The organism is Rhizobium sp. R635 (assembly GCF_002211285.1).
Taxonomy (GTDB): domain Bacteria; phylum Pseudomonadota; class Alphaproteobacteria; order Rhizobiales; family Rhizobiaceae; genus Rhizobium.
This window is the reverse complement of sequence record NZ_LOKX01000008.1, coordinates 117,818-135,418: the sequence shown is the minus strand read 5'-3', so window position 1 is coordinate 135,418 and position 17,601 is coordinate 117,818. Positions and strand designations below refer to the sequence as shown.

The window sequence follows — 17,601 nt, the reverse complement described above, 5'->3', positions numbered from 1 at the left end:
CATACCTGCTGCTGCAGATGGCCAAGGCAGACCAGACCACCGTCGCAAGCCCGCTCGCCTTCGCCCGCCTGGTGCGCGCCAATCTCATGCACCGACGCAGGATCGACCGCCTGTTGCGACCCGCCGGAAATCCACCAGCCAATCCACAACAGATGAGCCTCCAATGGTGACCAAATTTAAACCGGACACCAGTGGCATAAGCCCGAGCATGACGCCGAGTAGAGAACGAGAGTTATGACAAGCAAACGGCCCGCTGTAAAACGGGCCGCTGCAAGATTGCCAAAAATCAGGCCTTGTTATTCCGCCGGCTGAAGCCCGGCAGCCGGAGCATCTTCCTCGGTCTGGCCGCCGAGTGCTCTCGCGAGCTGCGCCGTATCCAGCTCCTTTTCCCAGCGTGCCACGACGATCGTCGCGACCGCATTGCCGACGAGGTTGGTCAGCGCCCGGCATTCCGACATGAAGCGGTCGATGCCGAGGATGAGCGCCATGCCGGCGACCGGCACGGAGGGAACGACGGAGAGCGTCGCGGCAAGCGTGATGAAGCCGGCGCCGGTGATGCCCGCTGCCCCCTTCGAGCTCAGCATCGCCACGAGCAGCAGCAGGATCTGATCACCCCAGGAGAGCTGGATGCCGGTGGCCTGGGCGATGAAGAGCGCGGCCAGTGTCATGTAGATGTTGGTGCCGTCGAGATTGAAGGAATAACCTGTCGGGATGACGAGGCCGACGACCGAGCGCTTGCAGCCGGCCTTTTCCATCTTGTTCATCAGTCCCGGCAGTGCGGCCTCGGAAGACGAGGTGCCGAGAACCAGGAGCAGCTCTTCCTTGATGTAGCGCAGCAGCGCCAGGATCGAGAAGCCGTTATAGCGGGCGACGGCGCCGAGAACGACGAGAACGAAGAGCAGCGAGGTGATGTAGAAGGTGCCGATCAGCATGGCGAGGTTGGCGATCGAGCCGATGCCGTACTTGCCGATGGTGAACGCCATGGCGCCGAAAGCGCCGATCGGGGCGGCCTTCATCAGGATGGCAACGAGCTTGAAGATCGGAGCCGTCAGCGCGTTGAGGAAGCCGACGACCTGCTCGCCCTTTTCGCCGACCATGGCGAGCGCGATGCCGAACAGCACCGAGAAGAACAGCACCTGCAGGATGTCGCCATCGGCAAAGGCGCCGACGATCGTCGTCGGGATGATGTTGGTGAGGAAGCCGACGATGCTCTGCTCATGCGCCTTCGAGGCGTAGTTTGCGACGGCGGTGGGATCGAGCGAGGCCGGATCGATGTTCATGCCGGCGCCGGGCTGGACGACATTGGCGACGACCATGCCGATGACGAGCGCCAGCGTCGAGAAGGTCAGGAAGTAGAGCATCGCCTTGCCGGCGACGCGGCCGACCTTCTTCAGGTCGCTCATGCCGGCGATGCCGGTCGCAACCGTCAGGAAGATGACCGGCGCGATGATCATCTTGACGAGCTTGATGAAGGCATCGCCGAGCGGCTTCAATTGCGCGCCGAGTTCGGGATAGAAATGGCCGAGCAGGATGCCGGCGGCGATGGCGGCGAGAACCTGAACGTAAAGATGGGAATAAAAGGGCTTCTTGCCCTTGCTGTCTGCGACTGCATCGAATGGTGCTGCGATCATGATGTCCTCCTAAAGGCTCGTCCGGAACGAACTCCGGCCTCCCGAGCCGTTCGCTTCACTCCAACAGCTCAGCCGTTGTTGCCATCTCTTTCGCAATCGCCGTGCCAGTTTGGGGATTGAGAATTAAGCTGTTGATTTAGCGAAATAAAAAAATCCATGGCCGCCAACCGCCCATGAAGAAATGCGGAAATCCGCACAAACTCATTTGCATCTCGTGCAGAAAAATGCACAAATCTGCCATGTCCTTGTCCGTATCGCAAAAGCTGTGGCCTTCCCTGCCGCTGCATCACCGCATCCGCCGGATGTGGTGGACCTATGTGGCGATCGCACTTGTCGCCGTCGTCGCGAGCCTGTGGGCAAGCGGCGAGCTCGGCCGGCAGCAGGCGGAGGCCGCCCTCGAAGAGCAGGCTCGCACGGATGCCAGGCTGAATGCGGCGCTGCTGCGGACTGTGCTGGAAAAATACCGGGCGCTTCCCTTCGTGCTCTCGCAGGACACGGCGCTCGCCGCGGCGCTGACGCAAAATGATGCCGGCACGTTCGAGCAGCTCAGCCAGAAGCTGGAAATGCTGGCGTCGGGCACGAAGGCCGCCGTCATCTATGTTATCGACAAGGACGGCATGGCGGTTTCCGCCAGCAACTGGCGCGAACCGACGAGCTTCGTCGGCAATGACTATCGTTTCCGTGAATATTTTCAGGGTGCGGTGGCGAATGGGCAGGCCGAGCACTTCGCGCTCGGCACCGTCAGCAAGAAACCCGGCCTCTATATCTCCGAGCGGATATCAGGCAGCAACGGCCTCCTGGGCGTCGTCGTCGTCAAGCTGGAATTCGATGACGTCGAGGCGGATTGGAACGCCACCGACGCCCCTTCCTACGTCGTCGACGAGCGCGGCATCGTCCTCATAACGAGCGTTCCCTCGTGGCGGTTCATGACGATCGGCCGGATTGCCGAGGATCGGCTGACGGCGATCCGCGAAAGCCTGCAATTCGGCGACGCACCGCTTCAGCCGCTGCCGCTCGATACCGTCCGAAACCTTGGCGACAGGCTGGATGTCGTCGAGATCGTCATGCCGGGCGGCGCCGGAAAGACCAGGTTTCTCGATGTCGGCACGCCGGTTCCCGAGACCCGGTGGCTGTTGCAGCATTTAGTGGCGCTCGGACCGGCCGTCGATGCGGGCATTCGCGAGGCCCGCATGCTGGCATTGCTGACACTCTTGCCGCTGCTGTCAGGCGGAGCCTTTCTGTTGCGCCGCCGCCAGGCCGTCACCTTGCGGATTTTCAGGGAGCAGCAGGCGCGCGAGGAGCTGGAGCGGCGGGTAGCCGAACGGACGCTGGATCTCAGCCAGGCGCGAGACCGGCTGCAGGCCGAGATCATCGGCCACAGGAATACGGAGCAGAAGCTGCAGGCGGTGCAGCAGGATCTGGTGCAGGCCAACCGGTTGGCGATCCTCGGCCAGGTCGCCGCCGGCGTCGCCCATGAGATCAACCAGCCGGTGGCGACCATCCGCGCCTATGCGGATAATGCCCGCACCTTCCTCGACCGCGGCCAGACCGCACCCGCCGGCGAAAATCTGCAGGACATCGCCGCGCTGACCGAGCGCATCGGCTCGATCACCGAGGAGCTGAAGAGTTTTGCCCGCAAAGGCCGCGGCAGCGCCGAACCGACCGGCTTGAGAGATGTGATCGAGGGTGCCGTAATGCTGCTGCGCAGCCGCTTTGCCGGGCGCATGGATACGCTCGATATCGATCTGCCGCCCGCCGGCCTGCAGGTCATGGGCAGCAGGATCCGCCTCGAACAGGTGCTGATCAACCTGCTTCAGAACGCCCTGGAGGCGGTGGCGCCGAAGGCTGACCAGGGCCGCGTCGAGATCAGGACGTCGATCGATGCGGAGATGGTGACGTTGACGGTCGCCGACAACGGCCCCGGCATTTCGCCCGAGATCCGCAAAGGCCTGTTCACGCCGTTCAACACCTCGAAGGAAAGCGGTCTCGGCCTGGGGCTGGTCATCTCCAAGGATATCGTCGGGGATTACGGCGGCCGGATGGAGGTCGACAGCGACGGCAGCGGCACCCGATTCATGGTTCATCTGAAGAAGGCTTGAGGTCATGGCCACACCGATGCCCGTTGCGCTGATCGACGACGACAAGGATCTGCGCCGCGCCACAGCCCAGACGCTCGAACTCGCCGGCTTTTCCGTGTCGGCCTATGAGGGCGCGAAAGCCGCCCTCGCCGACCTGCCCGCCGATTTTGCCGGCCCCGTCGTCACCGATATCCGCATGCCCGAGATCGACGGGCTGCAACTCTTCGCCACGCTGCAAGGCATGGATGCCGACCTGCCGGTGATCCTGATGACCGGCCACGGCGATATTCCGATGGCCGTCCGGGCCATTCAGGACGGCGCCTATGATTTCATCGCCAAACCCTTTCCGGCCGATCGGCTCGTCCAGAGCGTGCGCCGCGCCAGCGAGAAGCGCCGGCTCGTGCTGGAAAACCGCATGCTGCGCAAGGCGGCCGAGGATGCGCAAGAGAATTCGCCGCTGATCGGCCAGACGCCGGTCATGGAAAACCTGCGGAAGATCCTTCGCCACATCGCCGATACCGATGTCGACGTGCTCGTCGCCGGTGAAACGGGCAGCGGCAAGGAAGTCGTCGCCCAGATCCTGCATCAGTGGAGCCACCGCCGGAAAGGCAATTTCGTGGCGCTGAACTGCGGGGCGCTGCCCGAAACCGTCATCGAAAGCGAACTCTTCGGCCACGAGCCCGGCGCCTTTACCGGCGCCCAGAAGCGCCGCACCGGCCGCATCGAGCATGCAAGCGGCGGCACGCTTTTCCTCGACGAGATCGAGAGCATGCCCCTCGCCACGCAGGTCAAGATGCTGAGGGTGCTGGAGATGCGTGAAATCACCCCGCTCGGCACCAACGAGGTGCGCCCGGTCGATCTGCGCGTCGTCGCAGCCGCCAAGATCGATCTTGGCGATCCCGAGGTGCGCGGCGATTTTCGCGAGGATCTCTATTACCGGCTGAATGTCGTGACCATTTCCATTCCGCCGCTGAGGGAGCGCCGCGACGATATCCCGCTGCTGTTTTCCCATTTCGCCGCCCGTGCGGCCGAACGCTTCCGCCGCGATGTCCCACAGATTTCGGAGAATGTCCGCCGGCATCTCGCCACCCATGCCTGGCCGGGCAATGTCCGCGAACTTTCCCACTATGCCGAACGCGTGGTGCTGGGCGTGGAAGGCGGCGGAGCGGCACCCGTTCCCCCGCAGCCGGCGGGCGGCACGCTGCCCGAACGGCTGGAACGCTACGAGGCGGAGATCATCCGCGAGGCGCTCGCGGCCAATGACGGCGACGTGCGCGGCACCATCGAGGCGCTCGGCATTCCGAGAAAGACGTTCTACGACAAGCTCCAGCGCCACGGCATCAACCGGGGCGGCTACGCCGCGCGCAAGTAAGCGGCGTCAGACTTCGACCAGTCCGAGCTTCTTCACCTGCCGGATCGTCAGCATGGTGCGCACGGTATCGACATGTTCGTTCGCCGTCAGAATCTCGATGACGAAATCCTGGAAGTGGGTGAGGTTTTCCGCCACGCAATGCAGCAGGAAATCGCTGTCGCCCGAGACCATCCAGGCCTGGCGCACCAGCGGCCATTCGGTGGTGGCGGCGGCAAACGACTTGAGATTGCCTTCCGACTGGTGCTTGAGGCCGACCATGCAGAAAGCGACCAGATCGAAGCCGAGCTTCGGGCTGTTCAGCATGGCGTGATAGCCTTCGATGATGCCGGCTTCCTCGAGCTTGCGCACCCGGCGCAGGCAGGGCGGCGCCGAGATGCCGACGCGATCGGCCAGCTCCACATTGGTCATGCGGCCGTCGGCCTGCAGCTCCCGGAGGATCTTTATGTCGATGACGTCGAGTTCCGTGCGCCCCACATCATTGCCTTTCTTTAATTCGCCGCGGCGAGCTTCTATATAAAGCGGCGGAATACGCAAGAAAGTTTCACGCTGATGACGGATTCTTGCACAGCAGGGCGATTTGCCTTGTTGGTAATGCAAGGCTGCCCTTGAATAATAGCATTGGTCGTTCATAAATGGCGCATGGACCGCGAAACGGCCTCAATCGCTCTTTAGCCGCCGCCCTCCTGCCAGTCGAAAGGAAATGACATGCCTGCCCGCCACACGAAGGTGCTCATCATCGGTTCCGGACCTGCCGGCTATACGGCCGCGGTCTATGCCGCGCGCGCCATGCTGAAGCCGGTCCTGATCGCCGGCCTCGAACAGGGCGGCCAGCTGATGATCACCACCGATGTCGAGAATTATCCGGGCTTTGCCGATCCGATCCAGGGCCCCTGGCTGATGGAGCAGATGTTGCAGCAGGCAAAACATGTCGGCGCCGAGATCGTCAACGACCTCGTGACCGAAGTCGACATGAACCAGCGTCCTTTCGTCGCCCGCACCGACAGCGGCCAGGTCTGGACCGCAGATACGCTGATCATCGCCACCGGCGCCAAGGCCAAGTGGCTCGGCATCGAAAGCGAGCAGCATTTCCAGGGCTTCGGCGTGTCGGCCTGCGCCACCTGCGACGGCTTCTTCTATCGCAACAAGGATGTGATCGTGGTCGGCGGCGGCAACAGCGCCGTCGAAGAGGCGCTCTATCTCTCCAACATCGCCAAGTCGGTCACGCTTGTACACCGCCGCGACTCGTTCCGTGCCGAAAAGATCCTGCAGGAACGCCTCTTCGCCAAGGAAAACGTCAAGGTTCTGTGGAACTCCGAAGTGGCCGAAATCACCGGCACGCCGGCCAAGCCACCGATGCCGCAATCCGTAACTGGCGCGCGCCTACGGGATGTGCGCACCGGCGCCATTACCGAAATGACGGTCGACGGCGTCTTCGTCGCGATCGGCCATGCCCCGGCGACCGAGCTTTTCAAGGGCAAGCTGAAGCTGAAGGACAATGGCTATCTCTGGACCGCGCCGGATTCGACCGCGACCAGCCTGGAAGGGGTCTATGCCGCCGGCGACGTGACGGACGATACGTTCCGCCAGGCGATCACCGCTGCCGGCATGGGGTGCATGGCGGCACTCGAAGCCGAGCGATACCTGACGGGCCACATGCCCGTCGCCGTGGCTGCGGAGTAAGATCGGCATGAGGGGTGGGGGAATGCCATTGGATTGGGACAAGCTGCGTATCTTTCACGCAGCTGCCGAAGCGGGTTCGTTCACGCATGCGGCGGACAAATTGCATCTGTCCCAATCCGCCATCAGCCGCCAGGTCAGCGCGCTGGAGCAGGATGTCGGTACCAAGCTGTTTCACCGCCATGCGCGCGGCCTGATCCTGACGGAACAGGGCGAACTGCTTTACCGCACCGCCCATGACGTGCTGCTGAAGCTCGAAACCGTGAAGATGCAGCTGACCGAGACGACCGAAACGCCGTCCGGCAAGCTGCGCGTCACCACCACCGTCGGCCTCGGCCAAGGCTGGCTGACCGACAAAATCCAGGAATTCTTGCAGCTTTATCCCGATGTGCAGATCCAGCTCATCCTCGACAACGAGGAAGTGGATGTGAACATGCGCCATGCCGACTGCGCGATCCGCCTGCGCCAGCCGCAGCAGTCCGACCTCATCCAGCGCAAGCTCTTCACCGTGCACATGCACGTCTATGCGGCCCCCTCTTACATCAATCGCCATGGCGAGCCGCAGAAGATCGAGGATCTCGACAATCACCGCATCATCACCTTCGGCGAGCCGGCGCCGAGCTATCTGCTCGACGTCAACTGGCTCGAGGTCGCCGGCCGCTCGTCCGACAACAAGCGCATCCCGCATCTGCAGATCAACAGCCAGACTTCGATCAAGCGCGCCTGCCTGCTCGGAATCGGCGTCGCCTGCCTGCCGGATTACATCGTCGGCCGCGACCCCGGCCTGATCCAGCTGGCAATCAATGCCGACGTCCCCTCCTTCGATACCTATTTCTGCTATCCGGATGAGATCAAGAATGCTGCCAAGCTGAAAGCTTTCCGTGATTTCATCGTCAGCAAGGCGAGAAACTGGAACTTTTGAGCCAGTTTTATGGAATGTTTTCCATACTATGCAGCGAGCGCATGACTGGCATGCACAAATGTGGGTTGCCGTTTGCCCATTAAACCACCATATCGCACATAGCTGATGCATATGGTGGCTTTTCCTCCCAGTTCCACCGCATTAGCTGTTCCCCTCTGGAGGTTTTTGACCTTCACACTTATAAGGGCCCTGGTTTTCCAGCGGCCCTCTTTTTTTGCCTTGGCTCGACGGGAAATGCCGCACCGCAAAAAAATTGTGCGGCGCATAGCAGGCATGCACAAAAAAGCATTGAAACCTGCCTAAGGAAGCACCATATCCAATCCAGCTGATGCATTTCGTGGTTTCTCTCCCAGTACCACCGCATTAGCTGTTCCCCTCTGGAGGTTTTTGACCTTCACAATTCAAAGGGCCCTGGTTTTCCGGTGGCCCTCTTTTTTTGCCCAAAATTTGCTCAATCGACAAAAGCTGCCGCCTCACGTCTCCGTGATTTGCATATCGTCATCCGACGATCCACATATCGATCAAACACGATTTATAGTTCGGTAAACGACGATGGACAAAGACGAGATCATGAAGGCGCTCGCCCATCCCACCCGGATGGACATTCTGAACTGGCTGAAAAATCCCGAGAAGCATTTCCCCACGCAGGAGCACCCCTTCGAGATGGGCGTCTGCGCCAGCCAGTTCGAGCGCTGCGGCCTGTCGCAGTCCACCGTCTCGGCCCATCTCGGAACCCTGCAGCGCGCCGGCCTCGTCACCACGAAACGCGTCGGCCAGTGGATATTCTACAAGCGCAACGAAGAAACGATCGCTGCTTTCCTCAAGCAACTGACACAGGATCTTTAAAAGCCCTCGCCCTTCTCGCCCCGCCCCAAAGGCCCTGATCGGCCTCGGCGCGGCGGCGTTCACCTCTCTCCGCCAGGGCCGGGCAGCCCTCGCCCCCGCAGAGTGATCATCCCGCAAAAGAAAGGACCATCATGCCTAAGCTTTTCGAACCCACCAAGGTCGGCGATATCTCCGTCAAGAACCGCATCGTCATGGCGCCGCTCACCCGCAACCGTTCGCCGGGCGCGATCCCCAACGACCTCAACGTCGAATATTACCGCCAGCGCGCCACGGCGGGCCTGATCATCACCGAAGCGACCGCGATCACCCATCAGGGCCAGGGTTATGCCGACGTGCCCGGACTCTACAGCAAGGAAGCGCTCGACGGCTGGAAGCGCGTGACCGATGCGGTCCACGCCGCCGGCGGCAGGATCGTCGTCCAGATGTGGCATGTCGGCCGCATCTCGCACACGACGCTGCAGCCGGACGGCGGCAAGCCGGTCTCCTCGACCAATCGCGTGGCCAAGGCCAAGACCTATCTGGTCAATGCCGACGGCAGCGGCAGCTTTGCCGATACCTCCGAGCCCCGCGCGCTCGAAACCTCCGAAATCCCCGGTATCATCGAGGATTACCGCAAGGCAGCCCGCGCCGCGATCGATGCCGGCTTCGACGGTGTCGAGATCCATGGCGCCAATGGTTATCTGCTCGATCAGTTCATCCGCGACGGCGTCAACGACCGCACCGACCAATATGGCGGCTCGATCGAGAACCGCACCCGCCTGACCTTCGAAGTCGTCGATGCCGTCGTTAGGGAAGTCGGCGCAGGCCGCACCGCGATCCGCATCTCGCCGGTGACGCCGTCAGGTGACAGCTATGATTCCAATCCGCAGGCGACCTTCACCCATGTCGTCGAGGGGCTGGCCAGATACGGCCTCGCCTATATCCACGTCATCGAAGGCCAGACCGGCGGCGAGCGCGACTACAAGCAGGGCGACAACCCCTCCTTCGATTACAAGGCGCTGCGCCAGGCCTATGAAAAGGCCGACGGCAAGGCGAGCTGGATGGTCAACAACGGCTATGACCACGATCTCGCGATCGACGCCGCCGAAAGCGGCCGCGCCGATCTCGTCGCCTTCGGCAAGCCCTTCATCGCCAATCCCGATCTCGTCGAACGGCTGGCAAAGAACCTGCCGCTCAACACACCCGACCAGTCGACCTTCTACGGCGGCTCCGCCAGGGGCTACCTCGACTATCCCACCCTCGAAAAGGTCGCCTGACGTTTCTGCTCCGTGACAAGAAATCCCGCTGAAAGGCGGGATTTCCGCATTTGATATCCCTATATAGGGTGCATGTTTGCTCCCTACCTCGATCGCTGGTCGCTCCTATCGGACGGCGAGCCCATCATCACCCATTCGAGCCGCCTGCTGCCGGTCCTCTGGCGGGAGAGGCCCGCCATGCTGAAAGTCGCGACCGATATCGACGAACGATACGGCGCGCTGCTGATGCAATGGTGGGGCGGCGACGGCGCGGCTCATGTCTATGCCCACGAAGGCGACGCCGTATTGCTGGAAAGGGCAACCGGGAAACGCTCGCTGCTAGCCATGGCGATGGACGGAGAAGACGACGAGGCGAGCCGCATTCTCTGCCGCACCGCCGCGCGGCTGCATGCGCCGCGCGAAAGACCGCTCCCCGATCCTATTCCCCTCACCCGCTGGTTCCGCGATCTTGAACCGGCCGCCGCCAAACATGGCGGCACGCTTGCCGATTGCTCGGCGATCGCCAACGCCCTCCTTGCCGATCCGCGCGATCTCTCCGTCCTCCATGGCGACATCCATCACCAGAACATCCTCGACTTCGAGGCACGCGGCTGGCTGGCGATCGATCCGAAACGGCTCCACGGCGAGCGCGGCTTCGATTTCGCCAATATCTTCGCCAACGAGGAACTGCCGACGATTACCGACCCCGCCCGCTTCCGCCGCCAGCTCGCCATCGTCTCTGCGGAGGCGGGGCTGGAGCCGAAGCGGCTGCTGCAATGGATCGCCGCCTATTCCGGCCTCTCCGCCGCATGGTTCCTTGGCGACCCCAATATCGAGCAGGCCGAGACGGCCTTGACGGTCGCGCGGATCGCACTGTCAGAGCTTCAGACCTGAAGCAGCAGCAAAAGCACGATGAGGTTCGCACCTCAATTGACTTTGGGCCGCCGCCTGATTCCCTTAAAGATTTTCCTTGAGAAGGACCTCGATCCTTATCCTCTCCTGTTCGGCCAGCGGCTCCCGGGCGTCCGAGCGAGCCCGCATGATGCGGATTGCGCTTCGCACCGCATGACCAGGGTCCTGTGCGATGACGGCGTCGATCCGGTCGTCGCGCAAGGCTTCCTCACTGAACGGCGTACGCTCATGGACAACCACCGCGAGGTTGACGAGGTCGACTTTCCCAGCGATTGCCGAAAGCGGAATGCGCGCCTCCGAACTTAGGACATAAACGGCAATGATATCCTTGTTGTTTTCGAGCACGCGCCCGATGATCTCGTTGGCACGCCGCTCGTCGGCATGCGTCTCTATCGAAGGAAGAGACCTAAGAAACGGGAATCGTTCATTAATTATAGTATCGAAACCGTGCCGGCGCTGAATGCTGTCAAGCGATTGCATCGTCTCGGCGACCACCATCACCTTGCCCGGCGCCCGGCAGGCAAATGTGCCGATCAGCTTTCCGGCAGTCGCCCCGGCCGCGAAATTGTCCACGCCGACGAAATCGGCCGCGGGAAGCTTTTCCTGGCCGGACAGAAACTGCACGACCTTGATGTTTCGTTCGAGCAGCCGCGCCACGGCATCGCGCACCTGCGGCGATTCCGGCGCCATCAGAGCCACTCCGTCGAGCTCTTCCTCGCCTATCCCGGCAAGATACTTCGCCACCCCATGCGCGTCGTCGGTGGGAATTTGAACATAATCGATATCGGTAAGATCGCCCTTGAGGGCTTGCCCCAACTCCGCCACCCGCCGCAAAAGCTCGCGAAGATAAAGATCGCCTGACTTCGGCAGGACGAATCTGAAGCGATAGCTCTTGTTGCGCGCCAGGCTCACGGCTGCCGGGTTGCGGATAAAACCAATCCGTTCAATGGCTTCATGGACGCTGCGAACCGCCTTTCTGCTCACGTTCGGGCGATCGTTCAAGACGCGATCGACGGTCGCGAGGCTGACGCCGGCGGCTTCCGCAAGGTCTTTTGCTGTTGGCCGCATAAGGGCTCCTGATGCGATTTGGACGATCCACGTTTCCCTCAAAAACGCGAAAAATGCAAGAATTGAAGTGCGCACCTCAAAATTTGCTTGCACTGAGGTGCGCACCTCAGTTATGAATTATCTACGGCGGCCTTTACGGCCTGGCCGGAAGGACAGTCGACAAAACTCAGGTCGCGGCGCGCCCTGCATATGCGCCCTCGCCGCAACAGTTTTTCACTTGCCCCTCTCGATGGAGGTCGGGAGGCTCAACGGGAGGATCTATTCATGAAGTCTTTTTTGACGAACCCGGCGCTGGCTGCCGGAGTTTATATTGCCGTGTCCGCAGGAACGGCTTCGCATGCCCAGGCCGCGGACCTGACGCTCTGCTGGGCGGCATGGGATCCTGCCAACGCGCTTGTTGAGCTCAGCAAGGATTTCGAAGCCAAGAGCGGCAACAAGATGCATTACGAATTCGTGCCTTGGCCGAACTTCGCCGACCGCATGCTCAATGAGCTGAATTCCGGCGGAAAGCTCTGCGACCTTCTGATCGGCGACAGCCAATGGATCGGCGGCGCGGCCGAGAACGGCCAGTACGTCAAGCTCAACGATTTCTTCGACAAGGAAGGAATCAAGATGGAGGATTTCATCCCAGCGACCGTGGTCGGCTATGCCGAGTGGCCGAAGAACTCGCCGAACTACTGGGCATTGCCGGCCTTCGGCGACGTGGTCGGGTGGACCTACCGCAAGGACTGGTTCTCACGCCCCGAGCTGCAGGCCGAATTCAAGAAGAAATACGGCCGGGATCTTGCTGTTCCGAAGAACTGGGACGAGCTGACCGACATCGCTGAGTTCTTCCAGGGGCGTGAGATCGACGGCAAGAAGGTCTACGGCGCGGCGATCTATACGGAGCGTGGCTCCGAAGGCATCACCATGGGCGCCATGAATGCGCTTTACAGCTATGGGTTCGAATATCAGAATCCGCAGAAGCCCTATGAACTCGAAGGTTTCGTAAACTCTGCGGATGCGGTTGCAGGGCTTGAACAATACAAGAAGCTCTACGAGTGCTGCACGCCGCCCGGCCACTCGGACGCCTATATGACCCAGGACGTCGACGCCTACAAGTCGGGCCAGGTCGCACTGCAGATGAACTTTACCTTCACCTGGCCGGGGATCAACGCCGACGCCAATGTCGGTGGCGACAAGTCGGGCTATTTCCCGAATCCGGCCGGCCCGAAGGGCGTACAGTTCGCCCAGCTCGGCGGCCAGGGCATTTCCGTCGTGGCTGCCTCCGACAAGCAGGACGAGGCGCTCGACTATATCAGGTGGTTCGGGCAGCCTGAAATCCAGCAGAAGTGGTGGAAGCTCGGCGGCTATTCCGCATTGCGGGCGGTCGTGGAAGATCCGAGCTTCGCTTCCAGCCAGCCCTACGCCAAGCCGTTCCTCGATTCGATGGCGATCGTGAAGGACTTCTGGGCCGAGCCTTCCTACGCCTCTCTCCTCCAGGCCTCGCAGAAGCGTTTCCACGATTATGTGGTCGCAAACCAGGGTACGGCAAAAGATGCTCTCGATGGTCTCGTAAAGGATTGGCAGGACATCTTCGAGGACGACGGAAAATACTGACGCTTATGCCTGCCTCCTCCGAGCAGTGAGCGTCGCGCGGGGCCGGCCATGTGGATCGAGCCGGCCCCGCATATCACTATTTTCATGCCAAGGAGACGAACATGCTCCACTCACCGATCGAGCGGGTCGCCAGCGCGACTCCGCCGGCAATCGCGGCCCGCGTCCGGGGCTTATCCGATCGCGCCCTAGCCTGGCTGTTCGTGGCACCATCGATCGTGTTGCTGCTCGCCATCAACATCTTTCCATTGATCTGGACGATAAGGCTCAGCTTCACGAACTACCGGGTGAACCGACCCAACGCGCCGATCGAGTTCGTCGGCTTGAGGAACTACATCAACATCCTGACGGACAGCGATATCTGGCAGAGCATGCAGGCGACGGCCCACTTCCTGATCTGGACGATCGTCCTGCAGGTGCTGATCGGCTTTTCGCTCGCCTATCTGATCAACAAGAAGTTCCGCGGCAACGATCTTTGGACGACGATCATCGTGCTTCCGATGATGCTGAGCCCGGCTGTCGTCGGCAACTTCTGGACCTTCCTCTACCAGCCGCAAATCGGCCTGTTCAACTACGTGGTCGGCTTCCTCACGGGGAACGACCCTTCCAGCTTCTCGATGATCGCCAGCACGTCGCTGGCGCCATGGGCCATCGTCATCGTCGACACCTGGATGTGGACACCCTTCGTCATGCTGATCTGCCTTGCGGGACTGCGCTCCATTCCCAACAGCATCTATGAGGCGGCCGAATGCGACCGCGCCAGTAAATGGCGTCAGTTCTGGACCATTACCATCCCGATGGTGCTGCCGTTCCTGATGCTGGCCGTGCTCTTCCGCGGCATCGAGAATTTCAAGATGTTCGACCTCGTCGTCCAGCTGACCGGCGGCGGTCCCGGATCGATCACCGAACTCACCTCCATCAACCTGAAGCGCGCCGCTTTCGAGCAATGGCGAACCGGCTACGCATCCGCCTATGCCGTCATTCTTTTCGTCACCGTCTTCGGCCTTGCGTCGATCTACGTCAAAGCTCTGAACAAGGTGAAACAGAGATGAGCAGCTATTCCGTAACCGAGCCGTCCGGGCGTCAGAAGTGGTTTGCCGGCATTCTGGTTGTCTTCTACGCCGTCGTCACCCTTCTTCCGCTGCTGTGGATCATCGGGACCGGCTTCAAATCGCCTGAGGACGCGATCGCCTATCCGCCTAAGATGGTGTTCGAGCCGACGGTCGAGGGATATGTCAACCTCTTCACGACCCGGACCCGCGTGCCCGAGGATCAACTCAAGGCGCTCGGCGAACCGACGACCTGGTATGATAAACTTGTCCGCAAAGAGGGCGTCGTCATTACCGGTGCTTCGCGCTTTGCCGAGCGGTTCACCAATTCGGTCATCATCGGATTTGGCTCGACCGTCCTGTGCATCACGCTCGGCACGGTCGCCGCCTATGCCTTCTCGCGGTTCAAAGTGCCGTTGAAGGACGATCTTCTCTTCTTCATTCTTTCGACGCGCATGATGCCGCCGATCGCGGTCGCGATCCCGATCTTCCTGATGTTCCGGTCGCTCGGTCTCAGCGATACGCATGCCGGCATGATCCTGCTCTACACCGCCGTCAACCTGTCCCTCTCGGTCTGGCTGCTCAAGGGCTTCATCGACGAAATTCCGATCGAATACGAAGAGGCGGCGCTGATCGACGGCTACACGCGCTTCCAGGCCTTCTACAAGGTCGTGTTGCCCCAGGCCGTCACCGGCATCGCGTCGACGGCGATCTTCTGCCTGATCTTCGCATGGAACGAATACGCCTTCGCTGTGCTGCTCACGTCGGGCAATGCCCAGACGGCGCCGCCGTTCATCCCGACCATCATCGGCGTCAGCGGTCAGGATTGGCCGGCGGTCGCTGCCGGCGCCACCATCTTCCTGGTGCCGGTCATGGTCTTCACGATCCTGCTTCGCAAACATCTCCTGCGCGGCATTACCTTCGGAGCGGTTCGCAAATGACGACCTTTCTCAATCGCCTGTTCCGCCTGCGCCGCGACGCATGGGAAATGCTGGCATCGGTCCTGATCGCGCTCGGCGTCGTCATGCTGATGCAGCCCTTGTCGCTGTCGCTCTACTCCTATTCTTTCCTCGTAACGCTGGTGGGCACAGTGATGTTCATCATCGTCAGCCATTTCCCGGAGTGAACCATGGCACAGATCAGAATTCAGAATGTGCGCAAGGATTTCGGGGCGTTCAACGCGGTGAAATCGTCCACCTTCACCGTCGAGGACGGCGAGTTCTTCATGCTTCTCGGCCCGTCCGGATGCGGCAAGACGACGACCTTGCGGATGATGGCCGGCTTGGAGCTTCCGACCAGCGGCGAAATCTACATCGGGGGCGAAGAGGTGGGCATGAAGCGGGCGAGCGAGCGCGACATCGCCTTCGTCTTCCAGATGTTCGCCCTCTATCCTCACATGAACGTCCGCAAGAACATTTCCTATCCCTTGGTGAGCCAGGGCATGAGAAAGACCGAAGTCCGGGAGCGTGTCGCGGAAGTCGCGAAAATCCTTAAGATCGAGAACATCCTCGATAAACCGGTCGGCGGCCTCTCCGGCGGCGACCGGCAGCGCGTCGCGCTCGGTCGCGCCATCGTGCGCAATCCGAAGGCCTTCCTCATGGACGAGCCGCTCGGCGCTCTCGACGCCGAGTTCCGCGAACATATGGCGGAAGAATTGCGGGCGCTGCATGACCGCATGGGCGCCACCACCGTCTATGTGACCCATGACCAGATGGAAGCCATGCAGATGGGCGACAAGATCGTGGTGATGAACCATGGGGTCGTGGAGCAGTTCGGCAAGCCCCAGCAGATCTACGACTGGCCGGCGACGAAGTTCGTCGCAAAGTTCATCGGCTCGCCGCCAATGAATTTTCTCGAATTCGAAGGCTCGATCAAAGCCGGCGGCGACCAGGTCAGCCTCTCCGGAAACGTGGTGAAAGTTCCCGTCTCTCGGGACGAACGCTTCGGCAAACTCGCCTTGGGCGTAAGACCCGAACATATCAGGTTCAGGGACGATTCAGCCTATCGCGGGCGGGTCATTGCCGTCGAATATCTCGGTACGACGCAGATCGTCACGATCGGTACCGCCCACGGCGAGATCAAGGCCCGAACGCCATCCAATCAATCCGCACGTGTCGAGGAACTGATCGGTCTGGATTTCGATTCCAGGAACCTGACGATCTTTGACTCTGCGACCGGAAACGCGCTTGTTTCCGAGGCCAACGAAGGAGTGTTGCGCCGTGGCTGAGGTCATCCTGAAAAACATCACGAAATCCTTCGCCGGCCACAAGGCGCTCGACGACGTCTCGATGATCGTCCCAGACGGCTCGTTCGTGGTCCTTCTCGGACCGACGGGTGCGGGCAAGACGACGACGTTGCGCATGGTGTCGGGTCTCGATAACCCCGATATCGGCGAAGTCATGATCGGCGGACAGTCCATGCGCGGCCTGACGCCCGCGCAGCGCAACGTTGCGATGGTCTTCCAGCAATATTCGCTCTATCCGCATCTGTCGGTGCGTGAGAATCTGGAATTTCCCCTGAAGTCGCCGCTGCTGAAGACGCCGCAGCACGTGATCGACGAGAAGGTGAACGCGATCGCGGAAATCCTCCAGATCTCTCACAAGCTCGACAACAAGGCGACCGCGCTGTCGGGCGGGGAAATGCAGCGTGTGTCCATCGGGCGCGCACTGGTCAGGACCCCTCAGATCTATCTGATGGATGAGCCGCTGAGCTCACTCGACGCCAAGCTTCGCGCCGATCTGCGGATCGAGCTCAAGAACATCCAGGCCAAATCCGGCGCGACGCTGCTCTATGTCACCCACGACCAGGTGGAGGCGATGACGATGGCAACTCATGTCGGCGTTCTCCATGAGGGCAAGCTCGTCCAGTTCGGCTCGCCGCGTGAGATCTATGAACATCCGGTCAGCATCTATGCCGCGACGCGTCTCGGGCAGCCCCGCATCAATGTCGTTCCCGCGGAGCTCTTCCCAGGCGCGCCGGCGAAGGCCAAATCGATCGGCCTGCGGCCGGAGCATATCAATCAGGGCGACGGTCAGGATGCGACGGTTAAACGCGTCGAACATCTCGGCGATCAGACGCGGCTGCATATCACATTCAAGACACATAATCTGATCACCGTCACCGATGCTCACACCGAGCTCAAGGGCGGAGAAACCATCAAGATCCAGCCGAACAAGCCGCTCTATTTCGACGCGGCCGGCATGCGCTTAGTTTAA

At 61.2% G+C, this 17,601-nt stretch carries 16 protein-coding genes and 1 pseudogene; 14 read left to right on the top strand and 3 right to left on the bottom strand.

Annotated elements, in window-relative coordinates:
• Window positions 1-170: pseudogene (locus ATY78_RS28160) on the top strand (IS4 family transposase); the annotation flags it as partial.
• A gap of 126 nt (window positions 171-296) precedes the next feature.
• On the opposite strand, the gene ATY78_RS08885 reads toward ATY78_RS28160, so the two are convergent.
• A complete protein-coding gene (locus tag ATY78_RS08885; protein ID WP_088681978.1) occupies window positions 297-1,631 on the bottom strand; it encodes a dicarboxylate/amino acid:cation symporter in 1,335 nt (444 codons plus the stop codon).
• Between the two features lie 224 nt (window positions 1,632-1,855).
• Between ATY78_RS08885 and ATY78_RS08880 the strand changes: the two genes are divergently transcribed.
• Window positions 1,856-3,730: a sensor histidine kinase gene (locus ATY78_RS08880; RefSeq protein WP_088681977.1), complete on the top strand. Its 1,875-nt coding sequence runs from the start codon at window positions 1,856-1,858 to the stop codon at window positions 3,728-3,730.
• A gap of 4 nt (window positions 3,731-3,734) precedes the next feature.
• Entirely contained in the window at window positions 3,735-5,081 is a 1,347-nt protein-coding gene (locus ATY78_RS08875) for a sigma-54 dependent transcriptional regulator (protein WP_088681976.1), read from the top strand.
• Window positions 5,082-5,087: 6 nt separating this feature from the next.
• Here ATY78_RS08875 and ATY78_RS08870 read toward each other — a convergent pair whose 3' ends face one another.
• Window positions 5,088-5,555 carry an Lrp/AsnC family transcriptional regulator gene (locus ATY78_RS08870; RefSeq protein WP_088681985.1) on the bottom strand — a complete coding sequence of 156 codons (468 nt, stop codon included), beginning with the start codon at window positions 5,553-5,555 and terminating at the stop codon, window positions 5,088-5,090.
• Between the two features lie 231 nt (window positions 5,556-5,786).
• Here ATY78_RS08870 and trxB point away from each other — a divergent pair, with 231 nt between their 5' ends.
• From trxB to ATY78_RS08845, 5 genes are all read left to right on the top strand, one after another.
• Window positions 5,787-6,761 (top strand): thioredoxin-disulfide reductase, encoded by a 975-nt coding sequence (gene trxB / locus ATY78_RS08865; protein WP_088681975.1) that lies wholly within the window; start codon window positions 5,787-5,789, stop codon window positions 6,759-6,761.
• 22 nt (window positions 6,762-6,783) lie between these two features.
• Window positions 6,784-7,680, top strand: coding sequence for a LysR family transcriptional regulator VtlR (locus ATY78_RS08860; RefSeq protein ID WP_004671024.1), 897 nt, complete (start codon window positions 6,784-6,786; stop codon window positions 7,678-7,680).
• 552 nt (window positions 7,681-8,232) lie between these two features.
• On the top strand, window positions 8,233-8,526 hold the full coding sequence (locus tag ATY78_RS08855) for a metalloregulator ArsR/SmtB family transcription factor (protein WP_088681974.1): 294 nt from the start codon (window positions 8,233-8,235) through the stop codon (window positions 8,524-8,526).
• A gap of 131 nt (window positions 8,527-8,657) precedes the next feature.
• Window positions 8,658-9,782: an alkene reductase gene (locus ATY78_RS08850; protein ID WP_088681973.1), complete on the top strand. Its 1,125-nt coding sequence runs from the start codon at window positions 8,658-8,660 to the stop codon at window positions 9,780-9,782.
• 72 nt (window positions 9,783-9,854) lie between these two features.
• On the top strand, window positions 9,855-10,655 hold the full coding sequence (locus ATY78_RS08845) for an aminoglycoside phosphotransferase family protein (RefSeq protein ID WP_088681972.1): 801 nt from the start codon (window positions 9,855-9,857) through the stop codon (window positions 10,653-10,655).
• 63 nt (window positions 10,656-10,718) lie between these two features.
• Here ATY78_RS08845 and ATY78_RS08840 read toward each other — a convergent pair whose 3' ends face one another.
• A complete protein-coding gene (locus ATY78_RS08840; RefSeq protein WP_088681971.1) occupies window positions 10,719-11,741 on the bottom strand; it encodes a LacI family DNA-binding transcriptional regulator in 1,023 nt (340 codons plus the stop codon).
• A 264-nt stretch (window positions 11,742-12,005) separates the two neighbouring features.
• Here ATY78_RS08840 and ATY78_RS08835 point away from each other — a divergent pair, with 264 nt between their 5' ends.
• From ATY78_RS08835 to ATY78_RS08810, 6 genes are all read left to right on the top strand, one after another.
• Window positions 12,006-13,340, top strand: coding sequence for an extracellular solute-binding protein (locus tag ATY78_RS08835; protein ID WP_088681970.1), 1,335 nt, complete (start codon window positions 12,006-12,008; stop codon window positions 13,338-13,340).
• 101 nt (window positions 13,341-13,441) lie between these two features.
• A complete protein-coding gene (locus ATY78_RS08830) occupies window positions 13,442-14,389 on the top strand; it encodes a sugar ABC transporter permease (RefSeq protein WP_088681969.1) in 948 nt (315 codons plus the stop codon).
• Window positions 14,386-15,327: a carbohydrate ABC transporter permease gene (locus tag ATY78_RS08825; RefSeq protein WP_088681968.1), complete on the top strand. Its 942-nt coding sequence runs from the start codon at window positions 14,386-14,388 to the stop codon at window positions 15,325-15,327. The genes ATY78_RS08830 and ATY78_RS08825 overlap by 4 nt, the downstream gene beginning before the upstream one ends.
• Complete coding sequence (locus tag ATY78_RS08820; RefSeq protein WP_028752282.1) at window positions 15,324-15,512, top strand: hypothetical protein; 189 nt, start codon at window positions 15,324-15,326, stop codon at window positions 15,510-15,512. The genes ATY78_RS08825 and ATY78_RS08820 overlap by 4 nt, the downstream gene beginning before the upstream one ends.
• A 3-nt stretch (window positions 15,513-15,515) precedes the next feature.
• Entirely contained in the window at window positions 15,516-16,613 is a 1,098-nt protein-coding gene (locus ATY78_RS08815) for an ABC transporter ATP-binding protein (RefSeq protein ID WP_088681967.1), read from the top strand.
• On the top strand, window positions 16,606-17,601 hold the full coding sequence (locus ATY78_RS08810; RefSeq protein WP_088681966.1) for an ABC transporter ATP-binding protein: 996 nt from the start codon (window positions 16,606-16,608) through the stop codon (window positions 17,599-17,601). The genes ATY78_RS08815 and ATY78_RS08810 overlap by 8 nt, the downstream gene beginning before the upstream one ends.